The following is a 20,936-nucleotide window of genomic DNA, read 5'->3' on the forward strand; positions in this document are numbered from 1 at the left end:
GAATGTCATACTTCAATCATAGGTGTGATTCTGGCGTCCCTGCTCAATGGCGGCTTGCCGCGCGGATGGAAGGGCGTCTTCGGCCGGGGTCGGGACATGTCCGCAAGTGCGAAGCCTTCCGAGCCGTCCATGGACGACATTCTCGCGTCCATCCGACGGATCATTGCGGATGACGAGCCAGCGCCCCCTCGGCGCCCCGTAGCACCGTCCAAGACGCAGGCGGCCGAGCCGCCGCGTCGCGCAGCGCCGGTGAACGGCCCCGCGCCGCGCGCCAATCCTGAATGGACTGCACGTTCGCCCGAGCCCCGCTCCGGCGAAGCGCGGCCTGTGGAGTCTCGCATCCCCGCGCGCCCGGTTCCCGCCGCCTTCGGCGACCAGACGCCTGCGCCCGATGCGCTGTCGCCGCTGCCTGCGGCGCCGGCTTATGCGCCCGCTTATCCCGCAATTCCGGAGGACGTGCCCATGGCCGATCATCCGTATCCGACTGCCGACCAGATGCCGATGGGCTATGACCATGAGCTGACCGGCTATGATCACGCCCCGCCTGCCTATCGGCCCGTGCCTGAGCTCGCGCCGCGCCCGGCGCCGCGCAGCTTCGAGCCCGTCCGCAGCGCGGAGCCCTACCGGGCGCCCGAGCCGGCCCGCCGCAAGGAACTGCTCTCCCCGGACGTGGACGCAGCCGTGGCGGCAGCCTTCGGCACGCTGGGCGACCTCGTGGTACCGGCCCATGAGCGGACCATTGAGGATCTGGTGAAGGAGATCCTTCGCCCCATGCTCAAGACCTGGCTCGACGACAACCTGCCCCGGATCGTGGACGATCTGGTCCGCCAGGAAATCGAGCGGATCTCCCGTTCCGGCCGCTGAGGCGGGCCGACATTCAAACGCGCTCACGCTTGCCGTTTATCCGGCCGGTTGGCCGGGAACGGTCGGCTCGCCGATTCTGAGCGGTGCACTCTCTGTCTCTTTCATGTGATCCGTCGCCCGCATCTGCCTCGGCCCCAGGGCGCGCGGCGCACAGGCCGGTGCCAGCCGCCATATCCGCGTCTTCATTTGCGTCCCTGTGTGTCCCGCTGTCCCGGCCTTCCGGCTTGGGACATGCCGCTCCGGCGCGGCGCATTCCGCCCTGCGCAGCCTTTCGGGGATCGGATCCGCTCTCTGCCGGTTGACGACCTGCGGACCGAGCGGCTTTAACGCGGCTCACGTTTTCATCCGGCGGCCCCCGCCCGCCACGGAGCACTGACATGCTGGACAAGGTGTTTGAACCCGCAGCCGTCGAGGCGCGCATCTCCGCCGCCTGGGAAGAGGCGGGCGCCTTCCGGTGCGGTCGGCCCGAGCGCGCGGATGCGCCCGGCTTCTCCATCGTCATTCCCCCGCCCAACGTCACCGGCTCGCTCCATATGGGGCACGCGCTGAACAACACGCTCCAGGACGTGCTGGCGCGGTTCGAGCGCATGCGCGGCAAGGACGTGCTCTGGCAGCCGGGCATGGACCATGCGGGCATCGCCACCCAGATGGTGGTGGAGCGCCAGCTTGCGGAGCGCCAGCAGCCGGGCCGCCGCGAGATGGGCCGCGACGCCTTCGTGGAGCGGGTCTGGGCCTGGAAGGAAGAATCGGGCGGCACCATCGTCGAGCAGTTGAAGCGCCTCGGTGCTTCCTGCGACTGGTCGCGCGAGCGCTTCACCATGGATGAGGGCCTCTCGCGGGCGGTCCTGAAGGTGTTCGTCCAGCTCTATCGCGACGGGCTGATCTACAAAGACAAGCGTCTCGTGAACTGGGACCCCAAGCTCCTCACCGCCATTTCGGACCTGGAGGTCCAGCCGGTGGAGGTGAAGGGCAATCTCTGGCACCTGCGCTATCCCATCGAGGACGAGCCGGACCGCTTCATCGTGGTGGCCACGACGCGCCCGGAAACCATGCTGGGCGACACCGCGGTCGCCGTTCATCCTGATGACGAGCGCTACAAGGACCTGATCGGCCGCTTCGTCGTGCTGCCTCTGCTGGGGCGGCGCATTCCCATCGTAGCGGATGAATATTCCGATCCCGAGAAGGGCTCGGGCGCGGTGAAGATCACGCCGGCGCACGACTTCAACGATTTCGAGGTGGGCCGCCGCCATCGCCTGCCCATGATCAATGTGCTGGACGCGGAAGGCCGCATCGATCCGGCCGGCATCCGCGACGATTTCCAGTCGCGCCGCGATGCCTATGTGGACGATCCCGATTTCGGCGGCGTGCTGAGCCTCCTCGCCGGCACGGAGCGGTTTGCCGCCCGCAAGCAGATCGTCGAGCTGCTCACCAATCTGGAGCTGCTGGAGAAGATCGAGCCCCACACCCACATGGTGCCCCATGGCGACCGCTCCAACGTGGTCATCGAGCCCTGGCTCACGGACCAGTGGTATGTGGACGCCAAGACCCTGGCCCAGCCCGCGCTCGCCGCGGTGCGCGAGGGGCGTACCGATTTCGTGCCCAAGAACTGGGAGAAGACCTATTTCGAGTGGCTGGAGAACATCCAGCCCTGGTGCGTCTCGCGCCAGCTCTGGTGGGGCCACCAGATCCCCGCCTGGTACGACCCCTTCGGCAATGTCTTCGTGGCGAACGACGAGGACGAGGCGTTCGAGCAGGCGCTCGCCCATAATGTGGGGAACGAGACCCTCTCCACCGCCGACGCGCAGGAGCTGATCGACGACGCGGACAAGCGCGCAGCCTTCCTCACCCGCGACGAGGACGTGCTGGACACCTGGTTCTCCTCCGCTCTGTGGCCCTTCTCCACCCTGGGCTGGCCGGACGAGACGCCGGAACTGGCCAAATTCTACCCCACCTCGGTGCTGGTGACGGGCTTCGACATCATCTTCTTCTGGGTCGCCCGGATGATGATGTTCTCCCTGCACTTCATGCCCGACGTGCCGTTCAAGGACGTCTATATCCACGCGCTCGTCCGGGACGAGAAGGGCGCGAAGATGTCCAAGTCCAAGGGCAACGTCATCAATCCCCTGGACCTCATCGACCAGTATGGCGCGGACGCGCTGCGCTTCACGCTCGCCGCCATGGCCGCGCAGGGGCGCGACATCAAGCTCGCCACCTCGCGTGTGGAAGGCTACCGCAATTTCGCGACCAAGCTCTGGAACGCGGTGCGCTTCGCCGAAATGAACGGCTGCGTGCGGGCGGAAGGATTCGACCCGGCGAAGGTGGACGGCACGCTCGCCCGCTGGATCATCGGCGAGGCCGCCCGCGCCACCGACGAGGTCACCGCAGCCATCGAGGCCTATCGCTTCAACGATGCGGCCGGGGCGGTCTATCGCTTCCTGTGGAACGTGGTGTGCGACTGGCACCTGGAACTGGCCAAGCCTGTCCTCTCCGGCGCCGATGGCCCGGCCAAGGACGAGATCCGCGCCACCACCGCCTTCGTGCTCGACGTGGCGCTGAAGCTGTTGCACCCCTTCATGCCCTTCCTCACCGAGGAATTGTGGGCCCGCACGGGCGAGCAGGGCCCGGCCCGCACGGGCATGCTGGTCCTGTCCTCCTGGCCGGACCTGTCGGGCCTGGAAGCGCCGGATGCCGAGGCCGAGGTGGGCTGGGTGGTGGATCTCGTCACCGAGATCCGCTCGGTGCGCGCGGAGATGAACGTCCCCGCCGGGGCGCAGGTCCCGCTGGTGCTGGTGGATGCGTCCGCCGAGACCCGCGCCCGCGCGGCGGCGTGGGAGGATGCCTTGCGCCGTCTCGCGCGCCTGTCCGAGATTTCCGTGGCGCCTGTGGCGCCCGCCGAATCCGTGCAGATGGTGGTGCGCGGCGAGGTGGCGGCCCTGCCGCTGGCCGGCGTCGTGGATCTCGGCGCGGAATTGGTTCGCCTGGGCAAGGAAGAAGCCAAGCTCGGCCAGGAGGTGGCGCGCATCGACGCCAAGCTCGGCAATGAGAGCTTCGTTGCCCGCGCCCCCGAAGAGGTGGTGGAAGCCGAGCGCGAGAAGCGCGAGGAATATCTCGCCCGCGCCGAGAAGGTGCGCACCGCCATCCGGCAATTGTCCGGCGGCTGATCAGCCCGCCAGCAGGCCCCCGGCCGCCGCCAGCAGTATGACCACTGCCAGCGGCGGCGCCTGCCACACAGTGAGCAGGAGAAAGCCGCCTGCGGCCAGCGTGAAGTCCAGCGGCGTTGCCACGGCGCTGGTCCAGACCGGGCTGTAAAGCGCGGCGGCGAGCACGCCCACCACCGCTGCATTGGCGCCGCGCATGGCGGCCTGGGCCAAGGGCGCCCCGCGCAACACGCCCCAGAAGGGCAGGGCGCCGTAGACCAGCAGCAGGCCGGGCAGGAAGATGCCCACCGTGGCAAGCGCCGCGCCCAGCGGACCATCCGCCACCGCACCGAGATAGGCCGCGAAGGTGAAGAGCGGGCCGGGTACCGCCTGGGCGAGGCCGTAGCCCGCGAGGAAGTCCGCCTTGTCCACGAAGCCCGGCGCCACCACTGAGGCTTCCAGCAGCGGCAGAACCACATGCCCGCCGCCAAACACCAGGGCACCCGCGCGATAGCAGGCGGCGAATAAGGCCACCCCCGTGGAGGTCGCGACTAGCGGCAGCACCAGCAGCAGCCCGCCCGCCAGAATGAGGGCAAACGCCCCCGCGCGCCGGGAGACCGGGACCGGAATGTGGCTGGGCGCGTCGCTTCCCGCCGCCCGGCAGGCAAGCAGACCGACCGCCGCGCCGGCCACAATGGCCAGGACCTGGCTGACGGCGACGGGCCAGAGCAAAGTGAGCGCGAGGGCGAGGAAGGCGATCGCTGCGCGGGTCCGGTCGGGGGTGAGGGTGCGGGCCATGCCCAGCACCGCCTGCGCCACCACCGCCACGGCCACCAGCTTCAGCCCATGGATGATGCCCGTCGCCGCCGGCCCGCCGAGATGGGCGGCGCCCAGCCCGAAGGCGGCCAGCACCAGCGCCGAGGGCAAGGTGAAGCCGACCCAGGCGGCGATCCCGCCTAGGAGGCCGCCGGCGCGGATGAGCCCCAGCCCGAATCCCACCTGGCTGGATGCGGGGCCGGGAAGGAACTGGCAGAGCGCCACGAGATCGGCATAGGCCGCCTCGCTGATCCAGCGGCGGCGCACCACAAGGGCCTCGCGGAAATAGCCCAGATGGGCCACCGGCCCGCCGAACGCGGTCAGGCCCAGCAGGAAGAAGGTGCGGAACACCTCGCCCACGCCGCCGCTCTCTGCCCGATGATCCGCCATATGTGCCTCCCGCCGGGCGGCATGTTGACGAGCGGGCGGCAGCGGTCAAGGCCACTACCTGACGCTGCAATGTCCGCCCGGTGCAGTTTCGTGTGTCGCGCCCGCAACACCCGCGGCGTTTCAAGCGTCCGGAGGGGTCCGAGACATCTTGCGCCGCGATCCCGCCACAAAACGAAACGAGACGGTAAGGAGCGATGTGGCGAAGTGCGTATCCGGGCCGTGGTCCCGGCGTCACATGCGGGGTGATGTGAATGGTAGGGCACAAGATTGAGAACGGTTTTCCGCCGGGGGGCGTCTGCCAAGGAGAATCCTTGGCTTGGCCTTTCGGCAGCCGCGATGTTGCCCGCAGTCTTTGGCAATCTCAGCCTGTCATGATCGTTTCGTCCCATAGCCGCCAGCGCGGCGCGGCCGCTCCGGCCCGTCTCCGGTCCGCCCTCAGCGGGTCCGCGCGGGGCGCCGTGGGTGCGGCCGTCCTCGCGCTCAGCCTTGCGGCGTCTCTTGCCCCGGCCGCGGCCTTCGACGGCAATGCCCAGAATGAACCCTCCGGCTCCGTGCTGATGCCCCCGGCCAACGTGCCCATGGCGCCGCCGCTGCGTCCGGTGGACGAGGCGTTCCGCTCCGGCGCGCAGGCGCTGCGTTCGGGACAGACCGCGAAGGGCGTGGACGCCCTGCGCTATGCCGCCGACCAGGGCCACCCGGCCGCCCAGTGGAAGCTGGGGCGCATGTATGCCGATGGCGACGGCGTGAAGCGGGACGACATCAAGGCCTTTGAATATTTCAGCAAGATCGCCAACAGTCACGCCGAGGACTATCCCGGCACGCCCCAGGCGCGCTTCGTGGCGAGCGCCTTCGTGGCGCTGGGCGGCTATTATCTTGTCGGCATCCCCAATTCGGGCGTGCGCCGCGACGCCAACCGCGCTCGGGACATGTATTCCTACGCGGCCTCCTATTTCGGTGATCCGGACGCGCAGTTCCGCCTGGCCAAGCTCTATCTCGACGGCGCGGGCGTGAAGCGCGATCCGCGCCAGGCGTCACGCTGGCTGTTCCTCGCCTCCCAGAAGGGGCAGTACGAGGCGCAGGCCATGTTGGGCCACATGCTGTTCCGCGGCGATGACGGCGTGACCCCGCAGCCCGCCCGTGGCCTCATGTGGCTCACGCTGGCGCGCGACAGCGCCGCCGGGCCGGGCGACAAATGGGTGGTGGACCTCTATGAGGACGCCTTCCAGGACGCCTCTCCCGACGAGCGGGCGTCGGCCTTGAAATATCTGGAGCAGTGGCTGAAGACAGCCCAGCGCTAAGGCCAGCCTTTCCAGCCCTCACGCCGCGATGGCGAGATCGATCCAGACCGGAACATGGTCCGAGGGCTTCTCCCAGGCCCGCACATGCTTGTCCACGCCCGCCGCGACGAGGCGGTCCGCCGCCTGGGGCGACAGGAGCAGGTGGTCGATGCGGATGCCCAGATCGCGCTGCCACGCGCCCGCCTGATAATCCCAGAACGTATAGATCCGGTCCGAATCCGAGGTGGCCCGAATTGCGTCGGTGAGCCCCAGATGGATGAGATCGCGGAACGCCGTGCGGGTGGGCGGCAGGAACAGGGCGTCATTCACCCAGGCTTCCGGCACGGCCGCATCTGCGGGCATGGGGATGACGTTGAAGTCCCCCGCCAGCACGAAGGCTTCCTCCAACTCCAGCCGCGCGGCGGCGAGTGCTCGCAGGCGCGCCATGAAGCCGAGCTTGTAGGGGTATTTCTCCGTCTCGGGCGGGTTGCCGTTCGGCAGATAGAGGCAGCACACCCGCACCGCCATGCCCTTGACCGACACCACCGCCTCGATGAAGCGGGACTGCACGTCGCTCTCATCGCCGGGCAGGCCCAGGGTCACGTCCTCCAGCGGGAGCTTGGAGAGGAGGGCGACGCCGTTGAACCCCTTCTGGCCGTGCACCGCCACATTGTAGCCGAGCGCCTCGAACGCCTCGCGGGGGAAGGCCTCGTCCTGGCATTTGATCTCCTGGAGGCAGACCACGTCCGGCTGCGCCTCCTGCAGCCAGCGCACCGCATGGTCGAGCCGCTGGCGGATGGAATTCACGTTCCAGGTGGCGATGCGCATGGGGGCTCTCCGGTTCGCGGGGAGGATAGGATGGGCAAGCGGGCGTGCAAATCCCTGATGCGACGTTCTTCACGGCCTTGTCGGGTCGGCCAATCTTGCTCCGTCCGCAAAAGGATGGCATTTCAGTCCGCCCCCATCGGACGCCCGCGCCGGCATGACCTTCGCCTCCATCGAATTTCTGTTCTATTTCTTTCCGCTGTTTCTCCTGCTGTATTTCTCAGCCAGGACGATCAAGCTCAAGAACATCATCTTCGTTATTTTCTCGCTGGTCTTCTATGCGGGCGGGTACACGCCGCATCTGTTCCTGCTGCTCTTCTCCATTTTCGTGAACTACAAGGTGGCCCTTGCGCTCGATGCGCGGGAAGGGGAGGGGCGGCGCAAGCTTCTCGTCTATGGCGTGGTGTTCAACGTCGCCCTGCTGGGCTTCTTCAAATATACCGGCTTCTTTCTGGAGAATTTGGACGCCCTGCTGGAGCCGTTCGAGGTGGTGATTCCCGTTCCGCGCATCGGCCTGCCGCTGGGCATCTCCTTCTATTCCTTCCACGCCATCTCCTACATCGCCGACATCTATAAGGGCCGGGTGCGGGCGAACCGGGATCCGCTCCAGTTCGTGCTCTACATGACCATGTTCCCGCAGCTCGTGGCGGGCCCCATCGTGCGCTATTCCACGGTGGCCCGGCAGCTCGGGGAGCGGCACACCACATGGGGGCGCTTCTCGGCGGGCTCGCGGCTGTTCGCCATCGGCCTTGCCTGGAAGGTGCTGATCGCGGACGAGGTATCGCCGCTGGTCATGTCCATCTTCGACGGCACCAGCCATCCCACCATGCTGGAGGCGTGGCTGGGGGTCTATGCCTATGCCATCCAGATCTATTTTGACTTCGGCGGCTATTCGGCCATGGCCGTGGGCCTGGGCGTCATGGTGGGCTTCACCCTGCCGCGCAACTTCCGGATTCCCTATGCCGCGCTCAGCATCACCGACTTCTGGCGGCGCTGGCACATGAGCCTGTCGTCCTGGCTGCGCGACTATGTCTACATCACGCTGGGCGGCAACCGGCTCGGGCCGATGCGGACCTATGTGAATCTGTGGAGCGTCTTCCTGCTGTGCGGCCTGTGGCACGGGGCGAGCTGGAACTTCGTCATCTGGGGCGCCCATCACGGCGCCTTCCTGGTGATCGAGCGCATGGGCCTGAAGCGCTGGCTGGACAAGGGGCCGGCGGCGCTCGCCCATCTCTATACGGTGGTCGTGGTGCTGCTGGGCTGGGTCTGGTTCCGGGCGGAAACCTTCGACGGGGCGCTTGGCATGTTCGCCGGGCTGTTCGGCTTCAACGGGGTGGGTGGCATGAGCTTTCCCATCGCCTTCGGCCTGTATCCGCTCTCCGTGGCGGCGCTGGTGGCGGGCGGGCTCATCGGCTTCTGGAAGTGGCCGCGCATCAAGGTCGCGCTCGGCTGGCGGCCCGCCGTGGCGGTGCTCGACTATGCCATGATCGCGGCCATCATGATCCTCAGCGTCATCTGGATCGGCGGCGGCCCGGCCGCGCCCTTCCTGTATTATCGGTTCTGACCCATGCCGCTGCTTCTCCGACATCGCCGTCGCATGGGCATCCTGGTGGTGGGCATCATCGCCCTGCTGCTCATCGGCAATCTCATTCCCGACCCGTCCGGCCGCTATATCTGGCGCGGCGGGCAGAAGCTGCCGGGCGCGCCCTGGTATGAGCAGCTCCACGGCCGCCTCCAGCGCCTTGCTTTCTATGTGCAGGACAATTTCGGCTTCCGGGCCAGCCTGCCCCTGGTGCGCCTCGCCATCCGCGACACGCTGAACTCGCCCGAGAACGGCTTCATCTATGTGGGGCGGAATGGGCAGTTGCTGTTCGCCGGCCAGCATGCCGCCGGCCAGTCGGCGGGCGCGCTCATGCGCAAGGATGCCGTGGAGCGGTTCGCCGCGCTCATGATGGCGCTTCAGAGGGAACTGGCCTCCTACGGCACCAAGGTGGTGGTGGCGCTGCCGCCCAATGCCCAGTCCGTGGACCTGGAGCAGCTCCCGGAATGGCAGGACAAGTATCCCGCCCAGCCGACGGAATATTCCTACCTGCTGGAGGAACTGAAGGTGCGCGGCATCGCCGCCGTGGACCTGCGCGACGTGCTGCGCCAGTCAACGGATGCGCGGCGCTATCTGCCCAACGACACCCATTGGACCAACCGCTCGGCGGTGCTGTCCTTCAATGCGGTGATGCGCGCGGCAGGCCATCCCGACTGGCAGGTGAACGAGGCCGAGGTGCTCGGCCCGGTCGGCCCCTTCTTCCTTGGCGACCTCGCGCGCTCGCTCCGCCGCACGCCGCCGCTGCCGGACGAGAATCAGGTGCTGAACCTCAAGCCGCCGGGGCCATCCACGGGCTTCGTCTTCGAGGGCAAGCATGAGGCGAAGCCCTTCAACGGCTTCACCTATCGCTATGCGGAGAGCGGGCCGCGCGTGCTCATTATCGGCGATTCCTACACGCTCAATATCTGGCCGCGCCTGTTCGCCTTCACCCCCGTGGCGGAGGTGGGGTGGATGCATATGAGCAAGACCACCTACGGAAGCTGCGACTTCAATTTCGCGGATGTGAAGCGCTTCAAGCCGGATTTGCTCATCGTGGCACGCGGCGAGCGTCTGTTCCCGTGCCTCAACGGCTCCTGGCCGGACTATCTGACCTCGCCCGACTGACGACAAAAGCCCGGACGCAGGGGCGTCCGGGCCTTCGGGAAAGCCTGTGCCGCGCTGGCGTGAGACGTCTATCTCAGAGCGCGAAGCTGGTGCCGCAGCCGCAGGAGGCGGTGGCCTGGGGGTTGTCGATCTTGAAGGACGCTCCGATCAGGTCGTCCACGAAATCGATGCGCGAGCCGGAGAGATAGTCCAGGGACGTCCGGTCCACCACCACCACGGCGCCGTCCTTCTCGATCACGAGATCGTCGGGGTCGCGTTCGCGGGTCACGTCGAACTTGTATTGGAAGCCGGAGCAGCCGCCGCCTTCCACGCTGACGCGCAGGACGCTTTCCGGCGGCTCGCCGGAGAGGATTTCACCGATCCGGCGCGCGGCGCTGTCGGTGACGATGACATTGGGGGCGAGAGCGGCATCCACGGCGGGTTTCCGGAATTCGGCGGTTGATCCTTCACTGGCATATTAGTTAAGTGCGCCCGCGTCGAAGTTAAAGGGGCAGGGGGAATTGGCATGGCGGTTGCGGGAGGGCGGCCGCGCGTGCCGTGGGCGAGCGATCCGTTCCAGACCCGGGGCCGCCTGTTCGCCGAGCCGGACGATTCCCGCAATCCCTTCCGCCGCGATTGCGACCGCATCATCCATTCCACCGCCTTCCGGCGCCTGAAGCACAAGACGCAGGTCTTCGTGTTCCACGAGGGTGATCATTTCCGTACCCGCCTCACCCATACGCTGGAAGTGGTGCAGGTAGCCCGTTCCGTGGCCCGCGCCCTGGGGCTGGACGAGGATCTGGCCGAGGCGCTGGCGCTGGCGCACGATCTCGGGCATCCGCCCTTCGCCCATGCGGGCGAGCGGGCGCTTCATGCCTGCTTGGCGGAGCAGGGCGGGTTCGATCACAACGCCCAGTCGCTGCGCGTGGTGACGCGCCTGGAACGACGCTATGCGGAGTTCGACGGCCTCAACCTCACCTGGGAGGCGCTGGAGGGCATCGCCAAGCATAATGGCCCCCTGACCGACGCGGCGGGGAGCGGAATCGGGCGCTACTCAGGCGGCTTGCCCCACGCCATCGCAGTGCATTCGGCGGCGCAGGACCTTGAACTTCACCAACATGCGGGCCCGGAGGCACAAGTGGCCTCCATCTCCGACGACATCGCCTATGACGTGCACGATTTGGACGATGGGTTGCGCGCGGGCTTCTTCTCCCTGGAGGAGATCGCCGATCTACCCCTGGTAGGCGAGGCGGTGGCCGAGGTGCGCGGCCGCTATCCGGAACTGGAGCGCAACCGCATCGGCACCGAGGTGATGCGCCGCGTCATCACCCGCCTCATCGAGGATGTGGTGCGCGAGAGCGATGCCCTGGCGCTGGCGGCGGGCGTCTCCAGCGCCGCCGAGGTGCGCGCGCTGGGGCGTCCCGTCATCGCCTTCTCGCCCGCCATGGTGGAGGCGGAGGCGGCGATCAAGCGCTTCCTGTTCGCCCGCATGTACCGCCATCCTCGCGTGGAGCGGGTGATGGCGGATGCCATGCAGGTGGTGACGGACCTTTACGGCCATTTCCTCGCCCATCCCCAGGCCATGCCTGATCGCTGGCGCGAGGGGCTGGACCCGGCGGACGGCGCGCGCCTTGCCCGGCGCGTGGCGGACTACATCGCGGGAATGACCGACCGCTACGCCCTGGACCAGCATGCCCGCTTCTTTGACTTGACGCCGGATTTGCGTTAGGCGCCGCCCTTCGCCGGTTCCCGTTTCCGCCAGCCCATTGGATGCGTCCATGAACGTCTACGCGATCTTCGCCGATCACGTGCGCGCCGCCGTCACCGCCCTTCAAGAGGAAGGGCGCGTGCCTGCCGGGCTCGCGCTTGCCCGCGTGGTGGTGGAGCCGCCGCGCGATGCGTCCAACGGCGATCTCGCCACCAATGCCGCCATGGTGCTCGCCAAGGACGCGGGGATGAAGCCGCGCGATCTGGCGGTTCTCATCGCCGGACGGCTGGAGGGCTTGCCCCAGGTGACGAAGGTGGAGGTGGCCGGCCCCGGCTTCATCAACATCTCGCTCGATCCCGCCTTCTGGCCCACGGTGCTGGCCGAGGTTCTGCGCAAGGGCACCGCCTTCGGCGCCTCCACGCTGGGCGCGGGCGAGCCCATGAATGTGGAATATGTGTCCGCCAACCCCACCGGCCCCATGCATGTGGGCCATTGCCGGGGCGCGGTGTTCGGCGATGCCATGGCGAGCCTGCTGGCCTTCGCCGGCTACAAGGTGACGCGCGAATATTATATCAACGATGCGGGCGCCCAGGTGGACGTGCTCGCCCGCTCGGCCTTCCTGCGCTATCGCGAGGCGCTGGGCGAGGAGATCGGCGCCATCCCCGAGGGGCTCTATCCGGGCGACTATCTGGTGCCGGTGGGCGAGGCTCTGACCAAGGAGCATGGCCCGGCGCTCGCCGCTTTGCCGGAGGCCGACTGGCTGCCGGTGGTGAAGGATGCCGCCATCACGGCCATGATGGCTATGATCCGCGAGGATCTTGCGGCGCTGGGCATCTCGTTCGACGTGTTCTTTTCCGAGCGCTCGCTCACCCAGGGCGAGGACCGGGTGGGCGCGACCATCGCGCAGCTGCGCACCAGCGGCGAGGTCTATGAAGGCCGCCTGCCGCCGCCCAAGGGCGCGCCCATCGAGGATTGGGAAGACCGGGAGCAGATCCTGTTCCGCTCCACCGATTTCGGCGACGACGTGGACCGTCCGCTGGTGAAGTCGGACGGCAGCTACACCTATTTCGCGGGCGACATCGCCTATCACAAGGACAAGTTCGATCGCGGCTTCCTGCGCATGATCGACGTGTGGGGCGCCGATCACGGTGGCTATGTGAAGCGCATGCAGGCCGCCGTGAAGGCGGTGAGCGGCGGCACGGCGAGCCTCGACATCGAGCTGTGCCAGCTGGTGCGCCTCACCCGCAACGGCGAGCCGGTGCGCATGTCCAAGCGCGCGGGATCCTTCGTGACGCTGCGGGAAGTGGTGGACGAAGTGGGCCGCGACGCGGTGCGCTTCATGATGTTGTTCCGCAAGAACGACGCGCCGCTCGACTTCGATCTTGGCAAGGTGATCGAGCAATCGCGCGAAAATCCCGTGTTCTACGTCCAGTATGCGCATGCCCGCGCACAGTCGATTCTGCGCAATGGGCGCGTCGCATTTCCGGACCTTCCGCAGGGGCGGGAAGGGTTTGCGGACGCCGATCTGGCGCGCCTGGACGATTCCGGCGAGATCGGGCTGCTCATGCGCCTCGCCGCCTGGCCGCGTCTCGTGGAGCAGGCCGCAACGGCACGGGAACCGCATCGGGTCGCGTTTTTCTTGTACGAATTGGCAAGCGATTTCCACGCGCAGTGGAACAAGGGGAAAGACTTGCCACATTTACGCTTCATTATGGAGAATGATCTAGGTTTGACCATGCCGCGGCTGGGCTTAGTGCATGGCGTGGCGACGGTGCTCGCTTCGGGCCTCGCATTGCTCGGGGTGGAAGCGGTCCAGGAAATGAAGTGATCCCGCACGCCGGCATTTGTGCCGTACGCCATCGGCGGAGCAGGGTCGAAATCCCCGTTCGCAGACGGTTGAGGCAATATGGGCGACGACAGCAGCTTCCGCTACCGGCGCGATGACGGCTACCCCGGCCAGCAGGCCGGCTCCAGGTCTCCTCAGGCGGCCGATGGGCCGTCGGCGGAGGACGCGCTTGCGGAACTCGCCCGCCTGATCGGGCAGGATGATCCCTTCGCCGATTTCGCTGATATCGCCGAGGAACCGGCACCCGCTCCGGCGCGGCCCGCCCGTGAGGCGCCCGCGCCCCGGCCGCAATTCTCCGCCCCGCCGGTGGAGCGTCGCTTCGAGGACTGGCAGCCCGGCCGCCGGTCCGCCCGCGATGCGGCGCCGGACGCGCAGGAGCTTCCTCCCGCCCGCGAAAGCACGGTGATGCGTGAGCGCACCGTGCAGCGCGAGGCACCCACCTCCACCCGTGACATTCCCACCGCCGCCCGCGAGGCGACCGGCTATCGTCAGCCCGCTGGCTTTGCCGGGGGACAGGCGCCAGCCATGCCGCCGCGTGCCCCCATGCCCGCTGCCCCCATGCCTGCCGCGCCTGCGTCGTCCGGGCGTGATGCGGCCTTCCCGCCCCGCGAGAGCGGCGCGGTGGGTGGCTTGCGCGGCCGCGCGCCCGTCCAGAACGACTGGGGCACCGGCGAAGAGACCGGCTGGGGCGCAACCGAGGCTGCCTCCGCCCACCTCCAGACCGAAGCCCGCTCCACGGTTCGCTCCGGCTACGGCTCGCTCGCCCGGCGTGGCGAGACCCAGCCTGACGAGAGCCCCCGCGCGCCTAACGCCCGCCATGAGCAGGAGGCCGCGCACGACCCCTCCCGGCAGGACGGGGCCTACGCCTATACGGATTCCGAGCAGACCCGCTACGCCGACTATGACGACACCTATGACCCGGCCTTCGATGAAGAAGGCTATATGCCCCCGCACGGCGAAGAGGTCTATGAGACCGAGCCGCGCCGCAACAAGGGCCGCACGGCCCTGATCGCGGTGGCCGCCCTGGTGGGCCTCGGCGTCGTGGCGACGGCGGGCGTGATGGTATTCCGGGGCGGTGGGTCCGGTTCCTCCTCCACCGCCGAGACGGCGCCTGTCATCAAGGCCGACACCTCTCCCAGCAAGGTGGCGGGACCGACGCCCGCCAATGGGCAGAATGGCGACGGACAGAAGCTGATCTATGACCGCGTGGGCGGCCAGCCCGGCCAACCCGGCCAGGAACGGGTCGTTCCGCGCGAGGAGCAGCCCATGGACGTGGCAGCCGCTGCGGCCGCTGCCGCGGCGGGCGCCCCCCAGCAGCCCGCTTCCCCCACCGATCCCAAGCGTGTGCGCACCGTGGCGGTGCGCTCGGACGGCAGCATCGTGCCGGGCGCCAATCCGCCCGCCGCGCAGCCTGTTTCCACCGGCGCGGCGCCCACGGCCTACGCGCCCACGCAGAATCCCCTTCCTGCGGGCGCGCCCGCGCCCCGGACCGTGACCACCACGGCCACCACCGGCCAGGGGGGATCCGTGGCGGCTGCTGCTCCGGCCGCGACCCAGCAGGCCGCCGTAACCCCGGCCGCCCCGCCTCCGGCGGCGGCCGCCAACGGGGCCTATGTGGTGCAGGTATCCTCGCAGACCTCCGAGGCGGGTGCGCTCGGCTCCTTCAAGGTGCTCCAGAGCCGCTATCCGCAGCTTCTCGGTAGCTATAAGCCGTCCGTGCGGCGTGCGGATCTGGGCGAGAAGGGCATCTTCTACCGCGCCCTGGTGGGGCCCTTCGCCTCGCGCGACGAAGCGAACAATCTGTGCGCGGCGCTGCAGGCGCAGGGCGGCACCTGCTTCGTCACACGCAACTGACGAGACCCGCTTCCAATGAAAAAGGCCGGGCATAGCCCGGCCTTTTTTGTCTTCAGGCGCCTGCGGGCGTCAGGACCACCCCGAGGCGGCCGGCGAGATCCTGCACATATTGCCAGGCGGTGCGGCCCGAGCGGGCGCCGCGCGTGGTGGCCCATTCCAGAGCCTCCGGGCGCCATGTCTCCATAGTCACGGGCAAGGCGTGGTGCGCCACATAGGCTTCCACCATGGCCAGATATTCGTCCTGGCTGCATTTGTGGAAGCCGAGCCAGAGGCCGAACCGGTCCGACAGCGACACCTTCTCCTCCACGGCCTCGCCGGGATTGATGGCCGTGGACCGCTCATTCTCCATCATGTCGCGCGGCAGCAGGTGGCGGCGGTTGGAGGTGGCGTAGAAGATCACATTGTCCGGCCGCCCCTCGATGCCGCCTTCCAGCACCGCCTTCAGCGACTTGTAGGACGTGTCGTCCGCATCGAAGGAGAGGTCGTCGCAGAACACGATGAAGCGATGCCGCGAGGTGCGCATGCGCGCCATGAGGGCCGGCAGGGTCTCGATATCCTCGCGATGAATCTCCACCAGCTTGAGACGGCTGTCTCCTGCGGGAATTCCCAGATTCACATGGGCGTGGGCGGCCTTCACGAGGGAGCTTTTGCCCATGCCGCGCGCGCCCCAGAGCAGGGCATTGTTGGCGGGCAGGCCGCGCGCGAAGCGGGAGGTGTTCTCCACCAATTGGTCGCGCACCCGGTCGATGCCGTGGAGCAGTTCCATGTCCACGCGGTTCACGCGCGGCACGGGCTCGCAGCGAGGCGGCTCGGTCTGCCAGACGAAGGCATCGGCGGCATCGAAATCAGTCACGGGCGCGCGCAGTGGCGCCAGGCGCTCCAGGGCGTCGGCGATGCGCAGCAGCAGGGCCTGCGTGGCGTCGGATTGGGTGTCTGGCGTCATGATATCCTCCCGGGCCTGCGCATACCCGCCCGGGCCGGGAGCAACAAGGCTGAGATGCGCGACGCGGCGCGCAGAGGCATGCCGCCCGCGCATGGATGTGTGACCTCGCTGCCGCAGGTCACGCCGGATCGGCCGCGCGGGGGCGATTCGATGTTGCGTTGCGGCAGGCTTCCGTTAACTTTTGTCCATTCTACTGACGCTGCTGTTCCGGAGGCTGGGCCGGGCAGCATCCGATGCGATCGTGCGTTCCTTCGGGAATGTCGATCATGAGGAGCGCGCATGCGATTGACCCGGCCCCGAGCCTCTTTTGGCTCTTCGTCCCTTTCTCTCGTGGTTCTGTCTCTGGCCGTGGGCGCTTTGCCCGCGGGAGTGGCGCGCGCGCAGGAGCCTGCCGCTCCCGCCGCCCAGTCCACGCTGCCCTCGTGGGTGCCCGACTGGATCGCCATGGGCTTCGGCGAGGAGCCGCAGGCTGAGCCGCAGCCCCCCGAGCCCGAGCCCTATTTCCTGAATTCCACGCCCTCCGTTCCCGGTGGCTCGCAGGCGCAGGGCATGACCACCCGCGTCAGCCGCACCGTCAACAAGGACGGCAGCAGCGCGGTGACAGCCGCGGGCGCCGTGCGCGAATGGCGTGGGGCTGAGTTCGGCGTGGACATGGCGCTTGCCGCCCGCCAGGGCAATGCCGTGCCCGTCCAGAGCGCCGTTACGGCGAGCCAGGACGGCGCGGGTGCCGCCGCATGGGCGCGGGCGCAGATTCCCGGCGTCGCCAATCTCACGGGCTGGGACAAAGGATCGGTGGACGTGCGCGTGGACCCGGTCCAGGAGCAGGGGCGCCTGGGCACCACCTTCTCGCGCGAATTCGCCGTGACCGAAGGCGTCAAGGCGCGGGTGAGCGACAGCTATACGGTCGTCTCCGGCAGCGACGGCACCCAGCAATGGGAGACCGGAAAGTCCGTGAGCGTGGATCTGCAGGCCACGGGCACCAGCGTCAGCGTCGGCACGGGCAATCGCAGCGGCGATGCCAGTTGGCAGCCCTCCGTCAGCGCGTCCCAGCAGATCGTGGGCCCGCTGTCCGTGACCACCAGCGTCGCGGACAATGGCGATACGCTGAACAAGTCCATCACCGCCGGCTTCCGCCGCACCTGGTGAGAGAGAGGGGGCGCGGAATCCGCCCCCCGCCGGGGACTATTGCCAGATCATCGCGGCGAGGAAGCGCGCCACCATGAGAAGCAGGAAGCTGCCGAAGCCGATTTCCAGCGTTCGGCGCGACAGGCGATGGGCGAGCCGCGCGCCCAGCGGCGCCACAGCCGTGCTCACGGGCGCCATGCAGGCAAAGCCGATCAGCGACACATAGCCGATGGACAGAGGCGGCAGGTCCGCCATGTGCGACCAGCCGCCCACCGCATAGCCGATGATGCCCGGCAGTGGGACGATCATGCCGATGCCCGCCGAGGTGGCCACGGCCATATGGATCGGCACGCCATAAAGGCTCAGCACCATGGTGACGAGCCCGCCCCCGCTGATGCCCACCAGGGCGGCCATCACGCCGATGAAGAACGCATAGGCGCGCTGGGTCGTCGGGCCGGGCAGGGTGTCGGCGATGCGCCAGTCGCTGCGACCCGCCAAGGCTTTCGCGGCCATCACCAGGGCGATGACGATGAAGGCCGCCTGGAGCACCCGGCCATCGGCGAAGGCGGCCACCACAGAGCCCAGGGCCACGCCGATGAAGGCCGGCAGGCTCCAGAGGCGCAGCACGCCCGGCAGCACCGCGCCGCGCGCCTTGTGGGCGCGATAGGATTGCAGGGCGGTGGGAACGATGATGGCGAGCGAGGTGCCGACGCACAATTGCATGCGCACGGCCTCGTCCACGCCCATGGCCCGGAACACCTCATAGAGAACGGGGACGATCAGCGCGCCGCCGCCCACTCCGAGGAGCCCGGCGAGAAGACCCGTGAAGACGCCGCCGGCAAGCAGAGGCACGGCGAGCGTGAGAAGCTCGCTCCAGGAAAAAGACGAGAGCATGGGCTTGTGTCGGGATGGGTGGCGCCGGAGCGGCGCGGGAGAGGGCGGCACACTGAACCCGCCCCCTGTCCTTGTCCAGTTATCGCAGGGGAATGCCCGGCCGGCGAAACGCGGACGCCTCAGGCCGCGGCGCGGCGCGGCGCGTGGCGCACATCATCAACCGCCGCATGCAGCACGCCGAGCCCAGCGCCCGGCTGCACGCCTTCTGTGGCAAGCCGCCGCCGGAAGCGCCGGGAGCCCGGCTGCCCCCCGAACAGGCCCAGCATGTGCCGGGTGATGTCGTGGAGGCGGCCGCCCGCCTCCAGATGGGCGGCCATATAGGGCTCGAACGCCTCCAGCGCGGCGAAGGTGTCGGCATGGGGGGCGGGCGTGCCGTAAAGGCGCGGGTCCACGTCCAGCAGCAGCTCGGGATTCTGATAGGCGGCGCGGCCGAACATGACGCCATCGAGCCCGGCGCCGTGGGCCTCGGCATCGTCCAGCGTGGCAAGGCCGCCATTGAGGCTGATGGGAATGTGGGACAGGCGCGCCTTCAGGCGATGCACGCGATCATAGTCGAGCGGCGGGATTTCCCGGTTTTCCTTGGGCGACAGGCCCTTCAGCCAGGCCTTGCGGGCATGGACCGTGAGCGCGTCCGCGCCAGCGGCCACCACCGCATCGGCCAGGGCATCCAGGGCGATTTCCGGGTCCTGATCGTCCACGCCGATGCGGCATTTGACGGTCACGGGCACGCGCACCTCTGCCTTCATGGCCGCGACGCAGTCCGCCACCAGAGCGGGCTCGCGCATGAGGCAGGCGCCGAAATTACCGCCCTGCACCCGGTCGGAGGGGCAGCCCACATTCAGGTTGATCTCGTCATAGCCGAACTCGGCGCAGATGCGCGCGGCCTGCGCGAGAAGGGCCGGATCGCTGCCGCCGAGTTGGACGGCGACAGGGTGCTCTTCGGGGGAATAGCCGAGCAGGCGCTCGCGATCGCCATGGATCACGGCCAAAGCGGTGACCATCTCCGTATAGAGTAGCGCGCGGGCGGACAGGTGCCGGTGAAAGGCCCGGCAGTGCCTATCCGTCCAGTCCATCATGGGCGCGACGGAGAATGTCAAGCCATTGATATGGTTTTGTAATTCGCTCATTTCGATTGAGTTTTCCTCAAACTCCGGCGTTCGGCTCGCCTCCGTTTTCCGCCGTTTGTTCGCTGCCCGCACTGCGGTGCAGTATTATTTCGCACCGTGCAGTACCGGGGCGGGAATGGGGTATGGGGATCAGTATAACACGCCGTCGAAAGGACGGCTCGACCCGCCACCGGACCACCGTCAGCCAGGGGCGGTTCCGACGGGAAATCTTGACATCCTGAATCGTCGCGCGAACTTGCCGCGCCTCGGTTGGCGCGATCCTTACTCCTTGACGAACCGGATGTGGCAGCGCAGGCCCGCGGGGATGCTCAGGTCCGGGTTGGGCAGGGTGAGGCGCACGCCGAAGGTGCCGCTGGCGGTGTCCAGAACCTGATCCACCACAGTCACCTTCGCTTCGTGGCGGGAATTAAGCGGGGCGTCGAGGGTCACTTCCGCGCGGGTGCCGGGCGCGGTCTGGCCGTAATAGGCCACCGGCACGTAAACCTCCACCTGGAGGGGGTCGATCTCCGCCAGCGTCATGAAGGTGCCTTGCTCATTGCGGTATTCGCCGGGCTGCATGGTGCGCTCCACCACCACGCCATTGACCGGGCTCGCGATGCGCTTCTGGTCCAGCACGGACTTGGCCTTCTCCACCTCCAGCGCGGCGGCCTCAAGGTTCAGTTCCGCCTCGCGCAGGTTGAAGGCGGCAATCTCGGCCTGGGCCGTCGCGTCGTCGAACTGAACGGCGGAGACGGCACCGGGATTGGTCTGCTTGAGCCGTACGATTCGATCCGCGGACTGGGCGGTGAATTTGACACGCGCCCGCGCAGCCTGCACCAGTTGGTCGTTGCGCGCCCGGGAAAGCGCAACCAAAAGCTGTGCATTTTCCACGCTGGCCTCCAGTTCCACCAGCAGGTCGCCAGCCTTGACCTTGTCTCCGCGGTCGGCGTGCATTTTCTGGATAAGTCCGGGCACCGCGGCGCCAAGCTTTATTTTCGCATTGGCGTCAACGAGGCAATCATAGGCGGTATCCGATAGCGCGCGCGGCTGAGCCTGAGCCATAGTGGATATGGCACAGGCAGCGGTGGCGACAGCGAAGACAACGAATACTTGTATCATGCCAGATCGCATCGGCGTTTTCATTCTGTTTTCCGAATAGAAAGCTTTGTTCAAGCGCATAGTGCGCTGCAGGTGGCCGAAGAGGGTGTCGCGGTCAAATTTTGCCATGGGTATTGGCGGCTTGCTGCCTTCTAAAGCCCGCAACTGGCAGTCGCGCTTCCCTTCATCCCCCTTGAAATCATTGCCATTATTTAATGCGCATCGGCCCCCTCGCAACCCCATCCGCTCTGATTGACCTTAACCACGGCCTTAAGTTAATTACAGAATGTAAATCGCTGGATTTCTGACTGCGCAAGATTGCGTGCCAGTTTTTTTGGCCAAGGCGGGGGCCTTTATTCATGTCATCGGC

At 67.7% G+C, this 20,936-nt stretch carries 16 protein-coding genes; 9 read left to right on the plus strand and 7 right to left on the minus strand.

The window, feature by feature from the left end; translation table 11 throughout:
* The first annotated feature begins 327 nt into the window (after positions 1–327).
* Positions 328–864 (plus strand): DUF2497 domain-containing protein, encoded by a 537-nt coding sequence (locus EJJ38_RS06930; protein ID WP_164738442.1) that lies wholly within the window; start codon positions 328–330, stop codon positions 862–864.
* Positions 865–1,241: 377 nt separating this feature from the next.
* Positions 1,242–4,025 carry a valine--tRNA ligase gene (locus tag EJJ38_RS06935; RefSeq protein ID WP_127089365.1) on the plus strand — a complete coding sequence of 928 codons (2,784 nt, stop codon included), beginning with the start codon at positions 1,242–1,244 and terminating at the stop codon, positions 4,023–4,025.
* Here EJJ38_RS06935 and chrA read toward each other — a convergent pair whose 3' ends face one another.
* The gene (gene chrA / locus EJJ38_RS06940) at positions 4,026–5,207 is read right to left on the minus strand and encodes a chromate efflux transporter (protein ID WP_127089366.1); all 1,182 of its coding nucleotides are present in this window, start codon (positions 5,205–5,207) and stop codon (positions 4,026–4,028) included.
* Positions 5,208–5,578: 371 nt separating this feature from the next.
* On the opposite strand from chrA, the gene EJJ38_RS06945 reads away from it, so the two are divergent.
* Positions 5,579–6,505 carry a tetratricopeptide repeat protein gene (locus EJJ38_RS06945; protein ID WP_127089367.1) on the plus strand — a complete coding sequence of 309 codons (927 nt, stop codon included), beginning with the start codon at positions 5,579–5,581 and terminating at the stop codon, positions 6,503–6,505.
* An 18-nt stretch (positions 6,506–6,523) separates the two neighbouring features.
* On the opposite strand, the gene xth is transcribed toward EJJ38_RS06945, so the two are convergent.
* A complete protein-coding gene (xth, locus tag EJJ38_RS06950; RefSeq protein ID WP_127089368.1) occupies positions 6,524–7,312 on the minus strand; it encodes an exodeoxyribonuclease III in 789 nt (262 codons plus the stop codon).
* Between the two features lie 154 nt (positions 7,313–7,466).
* Here xth and EJJ38_RS06955 point away from each other — a divergent pair, with 154 nt between their 5' ends.
* Positions 7,467–8,873 carry an MBOAT family O-acyltransferase gene (locus EJJ38_RS06955; RefSeq protein ID WP_127089369.1) on the plus strand — a complete coding sequence of 469 codons (1,407 nt, stop codon included), beginning with the start codon at positions 7,467–7,469 and terminating at the stop codon, positions 8,871–8,873.
* Between the two features lie 3 nt (positions 8,874–8,876).
* A complete protein-coding gene (locus EJJ38_RS06960; RefSeq protein WP_127089370.1) occupies positions 8,877–10,013 on the plus strand; it encodes an alginate O-acetyltransferase AlgX-related protein in 1,137 nt (378 codons plus the stop codon).
* A 73-nt stretch (positions 10,014–10,086) separates the two neighbouring features.
* Here the strand turns inward: EJJ38_RS06960 and EJJ38_RS06965 are convergent, their stop codons facing one another.
* Positions 10,087–10,428 carry a HesB/IscA family protein gene (locus EJJ38_RS06965; protein WP_127089371.1) on the minus strand — a complete coding sequence of 114 codons (342 nt, stop codon included), beginning with the start codon at positions 10,426–10,428 and terminating at the stop codon, positions 10,087–10,089.
* A 90-nt stretch (positions 10,429–10,518) separates the two neighbouring features.
* Between EJJ38_RS06965 and EJJ38_RS06970 the strand changes: the two genes are divergently transcribed.
* The 3 genes from EJJ38_RS06970 to EJJ38_RS06980 all read left to right on the plus strand — a co-directional run bounded on the left by EJJ38_RS06970 (position 10,519) and on the right by EJJ38_RS06980 (position 15,400).
* Positions 10,519–11,721 carry a deoxyguanosinetriphosphate triphosphohydrolase gene (locus tag EJJ38_RS06970; protein ID WP_127089372.1) on the plus strand — a complete coding sequence of 401 codons (1,203 nt, stop codon included), beginning with the start codon at positions 10,519–10,521 and terminating at the stop codon, positions 11,719–11,721.
* A 49-nt stretch (positions 11,722–11,770) separates the two neighbouring features.
* Complete coding sequence (gene argS / locus EJJ38_RS06975) at positions 11,771–13,528, plus strand: arginine--tRNA ligase (RefSeq protein WP_127089373.1); 1,758 nt, start codon at positions 11,771–11,773, stop codon at positions 13,526–13,528.
* A 78-nt stretch (positions 13,529–13,606) separates the two neighbouring features.
* Positions 13,607–15,400, plus strand: a complete 1,794-nt coding sequence (locus EJJ38_RS06980) for an SPOR domain-containing protein (RefSeq protein ID WP_127089374.1) — start codon at positions 13,607–13,609, stop codon at positions 15,398–15,400.
* 52 nt (positions 15,401–15,452) lie between these two features.
* Here the strand turns inward: EJJ38_RS06980 and EJJ38_RS06985 are convergent, their stop codons facing one another.
* A complete protein-coding gene (locus tag EJJ38_RS06985; RefSeq protein ID WP_127089375.1) occupies positions 15,453–16,343 on the minus strand; it encodes an ATP-binding protein in 891 nt (296 codons plus the stop codon).
* A 348-nt stretch (positions 16,344–16,691) separates the two neighbouring features.
* Here EJJ38_RS06985 and EJJ38_RS06990 point away from each other — a divergent pair, with 348 nt between their 5' ends.
* The gene (locus EJJ38_RS06990; RefSeq protein WP_127089376.1) at positions 16,692–17,489 is read left to right on the plus strand and encodes a hypothetical protein; all 798 of its coding nucleotides are present in this window, start codon (positions 16,692–16,694) and stop codon (positions 17,487–17,489) included.
* A gap of 36 nt (positions 17,490–17,525) precedes the next feature.
* Here the strand turns inward: EJJ38_RS06990 and EJJ38_RS06995 are convergent, their stop codons facing one another.
* The 3 genes from EJJ38_RS06995 to EJJ38_RS07005 all read right to left on the minus strand — a co-directional run bounded on the left by EJJ38_RS06995 (position 17,526) and on the right by EJJ38_RS07005 (position 20,809).
* Positions 17,526–18,362 carry a sulfite exporter TauE/SafE family protein gene (locus EJJ38_RS06995; RefSeq protein ID WP_127089377.1) on the minus strand — a complete coding sequence of 279 codons (837 nt, stop codon included), beginning with the start codon at positions 18,360–18,362 and terminating at the stop codon, positions 17,526–17,528.
* 119 nt (positions 18,363–18,481) lie between these two features.
* Positions 18,482–19,489, minus strand: a complete 1,008-nt coding sequence (gene dusA / locus EJJ38_RS07000; RefSeq protein WP_127089378.1) for a tRNA dihydrouridine(20/20a) synthase DusA — start codon at positions 19,487–19,489, stop codon at positions 18,482–18,484.
* A gap of 261 nt (positions 19,490–19,750) precedes the next feature.
* The gene (locus EJJ38_RS07005) at positions 19,751–20,809 is read right to left on the minus strand and encodes an efflux RND transporter periplasmic adaptor subunit (RefSeq protein WP_127089379.1); all 1,059 of its coding nucleotides are present in this window, start codon (positions 20,807–20,809) and stop codon (positions 19,751–19,753) included.
* Positions 20,810–20,936 lie beyond the last annotated feature (127 nt).

Origin of the sequence: Aquabacter cavernae (assembly GCF_003993795.1) — a bacterium.
Taxonomy (GTDB): Bacteria; Pseudomonadota; Alphaproteobacteria; order Rhizobiales; family Xanthobacteraceae; genus Aquabacter; species Aquabacter cavernae.

Excerpts from the sequence above, each read along its gene's own strand:
- EJJ38_RS06935 (WP_127089365.1), top strand. The coding sequence starts at position 1,242 with ATGCTGGACAAGGTGTTTGAACCCGCAGCCGTCGAGGCGCGCATCTCC.
- chrA (WP_127089366.1), bottom strand. The coding sequence starts at position 5,207 with ATGGCGGATCATCGGGCAGAGAGCGGCGGCGTGGGCGAGGTGTTCCGC.
- EJJ38_RS06945 (WP_127089367.1), top strand. The coding sequence starts at position 5,579 with ATGATCGTTTCGTCCCATAGCCGCCAGCGCGGCGCGGCCGCTCCGGCC.
- xth (WP_127089368.1), bottom strand. The coding sequence starts at position 7,312 with ATGCGCATCGCCACCTGGAACGTGAATTCCATCCGCCAGCGGCTCGAC.
- EJJ38_RS06955 (WP_127089369.1), top strand. The coding sequence starts at position 7,467 with ATGACCTTCGCCTCCATCGAATTTCTGTTCTATTTCTTTCCGCTGTTT.
- EJJ38_RS06960 (WP_127089370.1), top strand. The coding sequence starts at position 8,877 with ATGCCGCTGCTTCTCCGACATCGCCGTCGCATGGGCATCCTGGTGGTG.
- EJJ38_RS06970 (WP_127089372.1), top strand. The coding sequence starts at position 10,519 with ATGGCGGTTGCGGGAGGGCGGCCGCGCGTGCCGTGGGCGAGCGATCCG.
- argS (WP_127089373.1), top strand. The coding sequence starts at position 11,771 with ATGAACGTCTACGCGATCTTCGCCGATCACGTGCGCGCCGCCGTCACC.
- EJJ38_RS06980 (WP_127089374.1), top strand. The coding sequence starts at position 13,607 with ATGGGCGACGACAGCAGCTTCCGCTACCGGCGCGATGACGGCTACCCC.
- EJJ38_RS06985 (WP_127089375.1), bottom strand. The coding sequence starts at position 16,343 with ATGACGCCAGACACCCAATCCGACGCCACGCAGGCCCTGCTGCTGCGC.
- EJJ38_RS06995 (WP_127089377.1), bottom strand. The coding sequence starts at position 18,362 with ATGCTCTCGTCTTTTTCCTGGAGCGAGCTTCTCACGCTCGCCGTGCCT.
- dusA (WP_127089378.1), bottom strand. The coding sequence starts at position 19,489 with ATGAGCGAATTACAAAACCATATCAATGGCTTGACATTCTCCGTCGCG.
- EJJ38_RS07005 (WP_127089379.1), bottom strand. The coding sequence starts at position 20,809 with ATGGGGTTGCGAGGGGGCCGATGCGCATTAAATAATGGCAATGATTTC.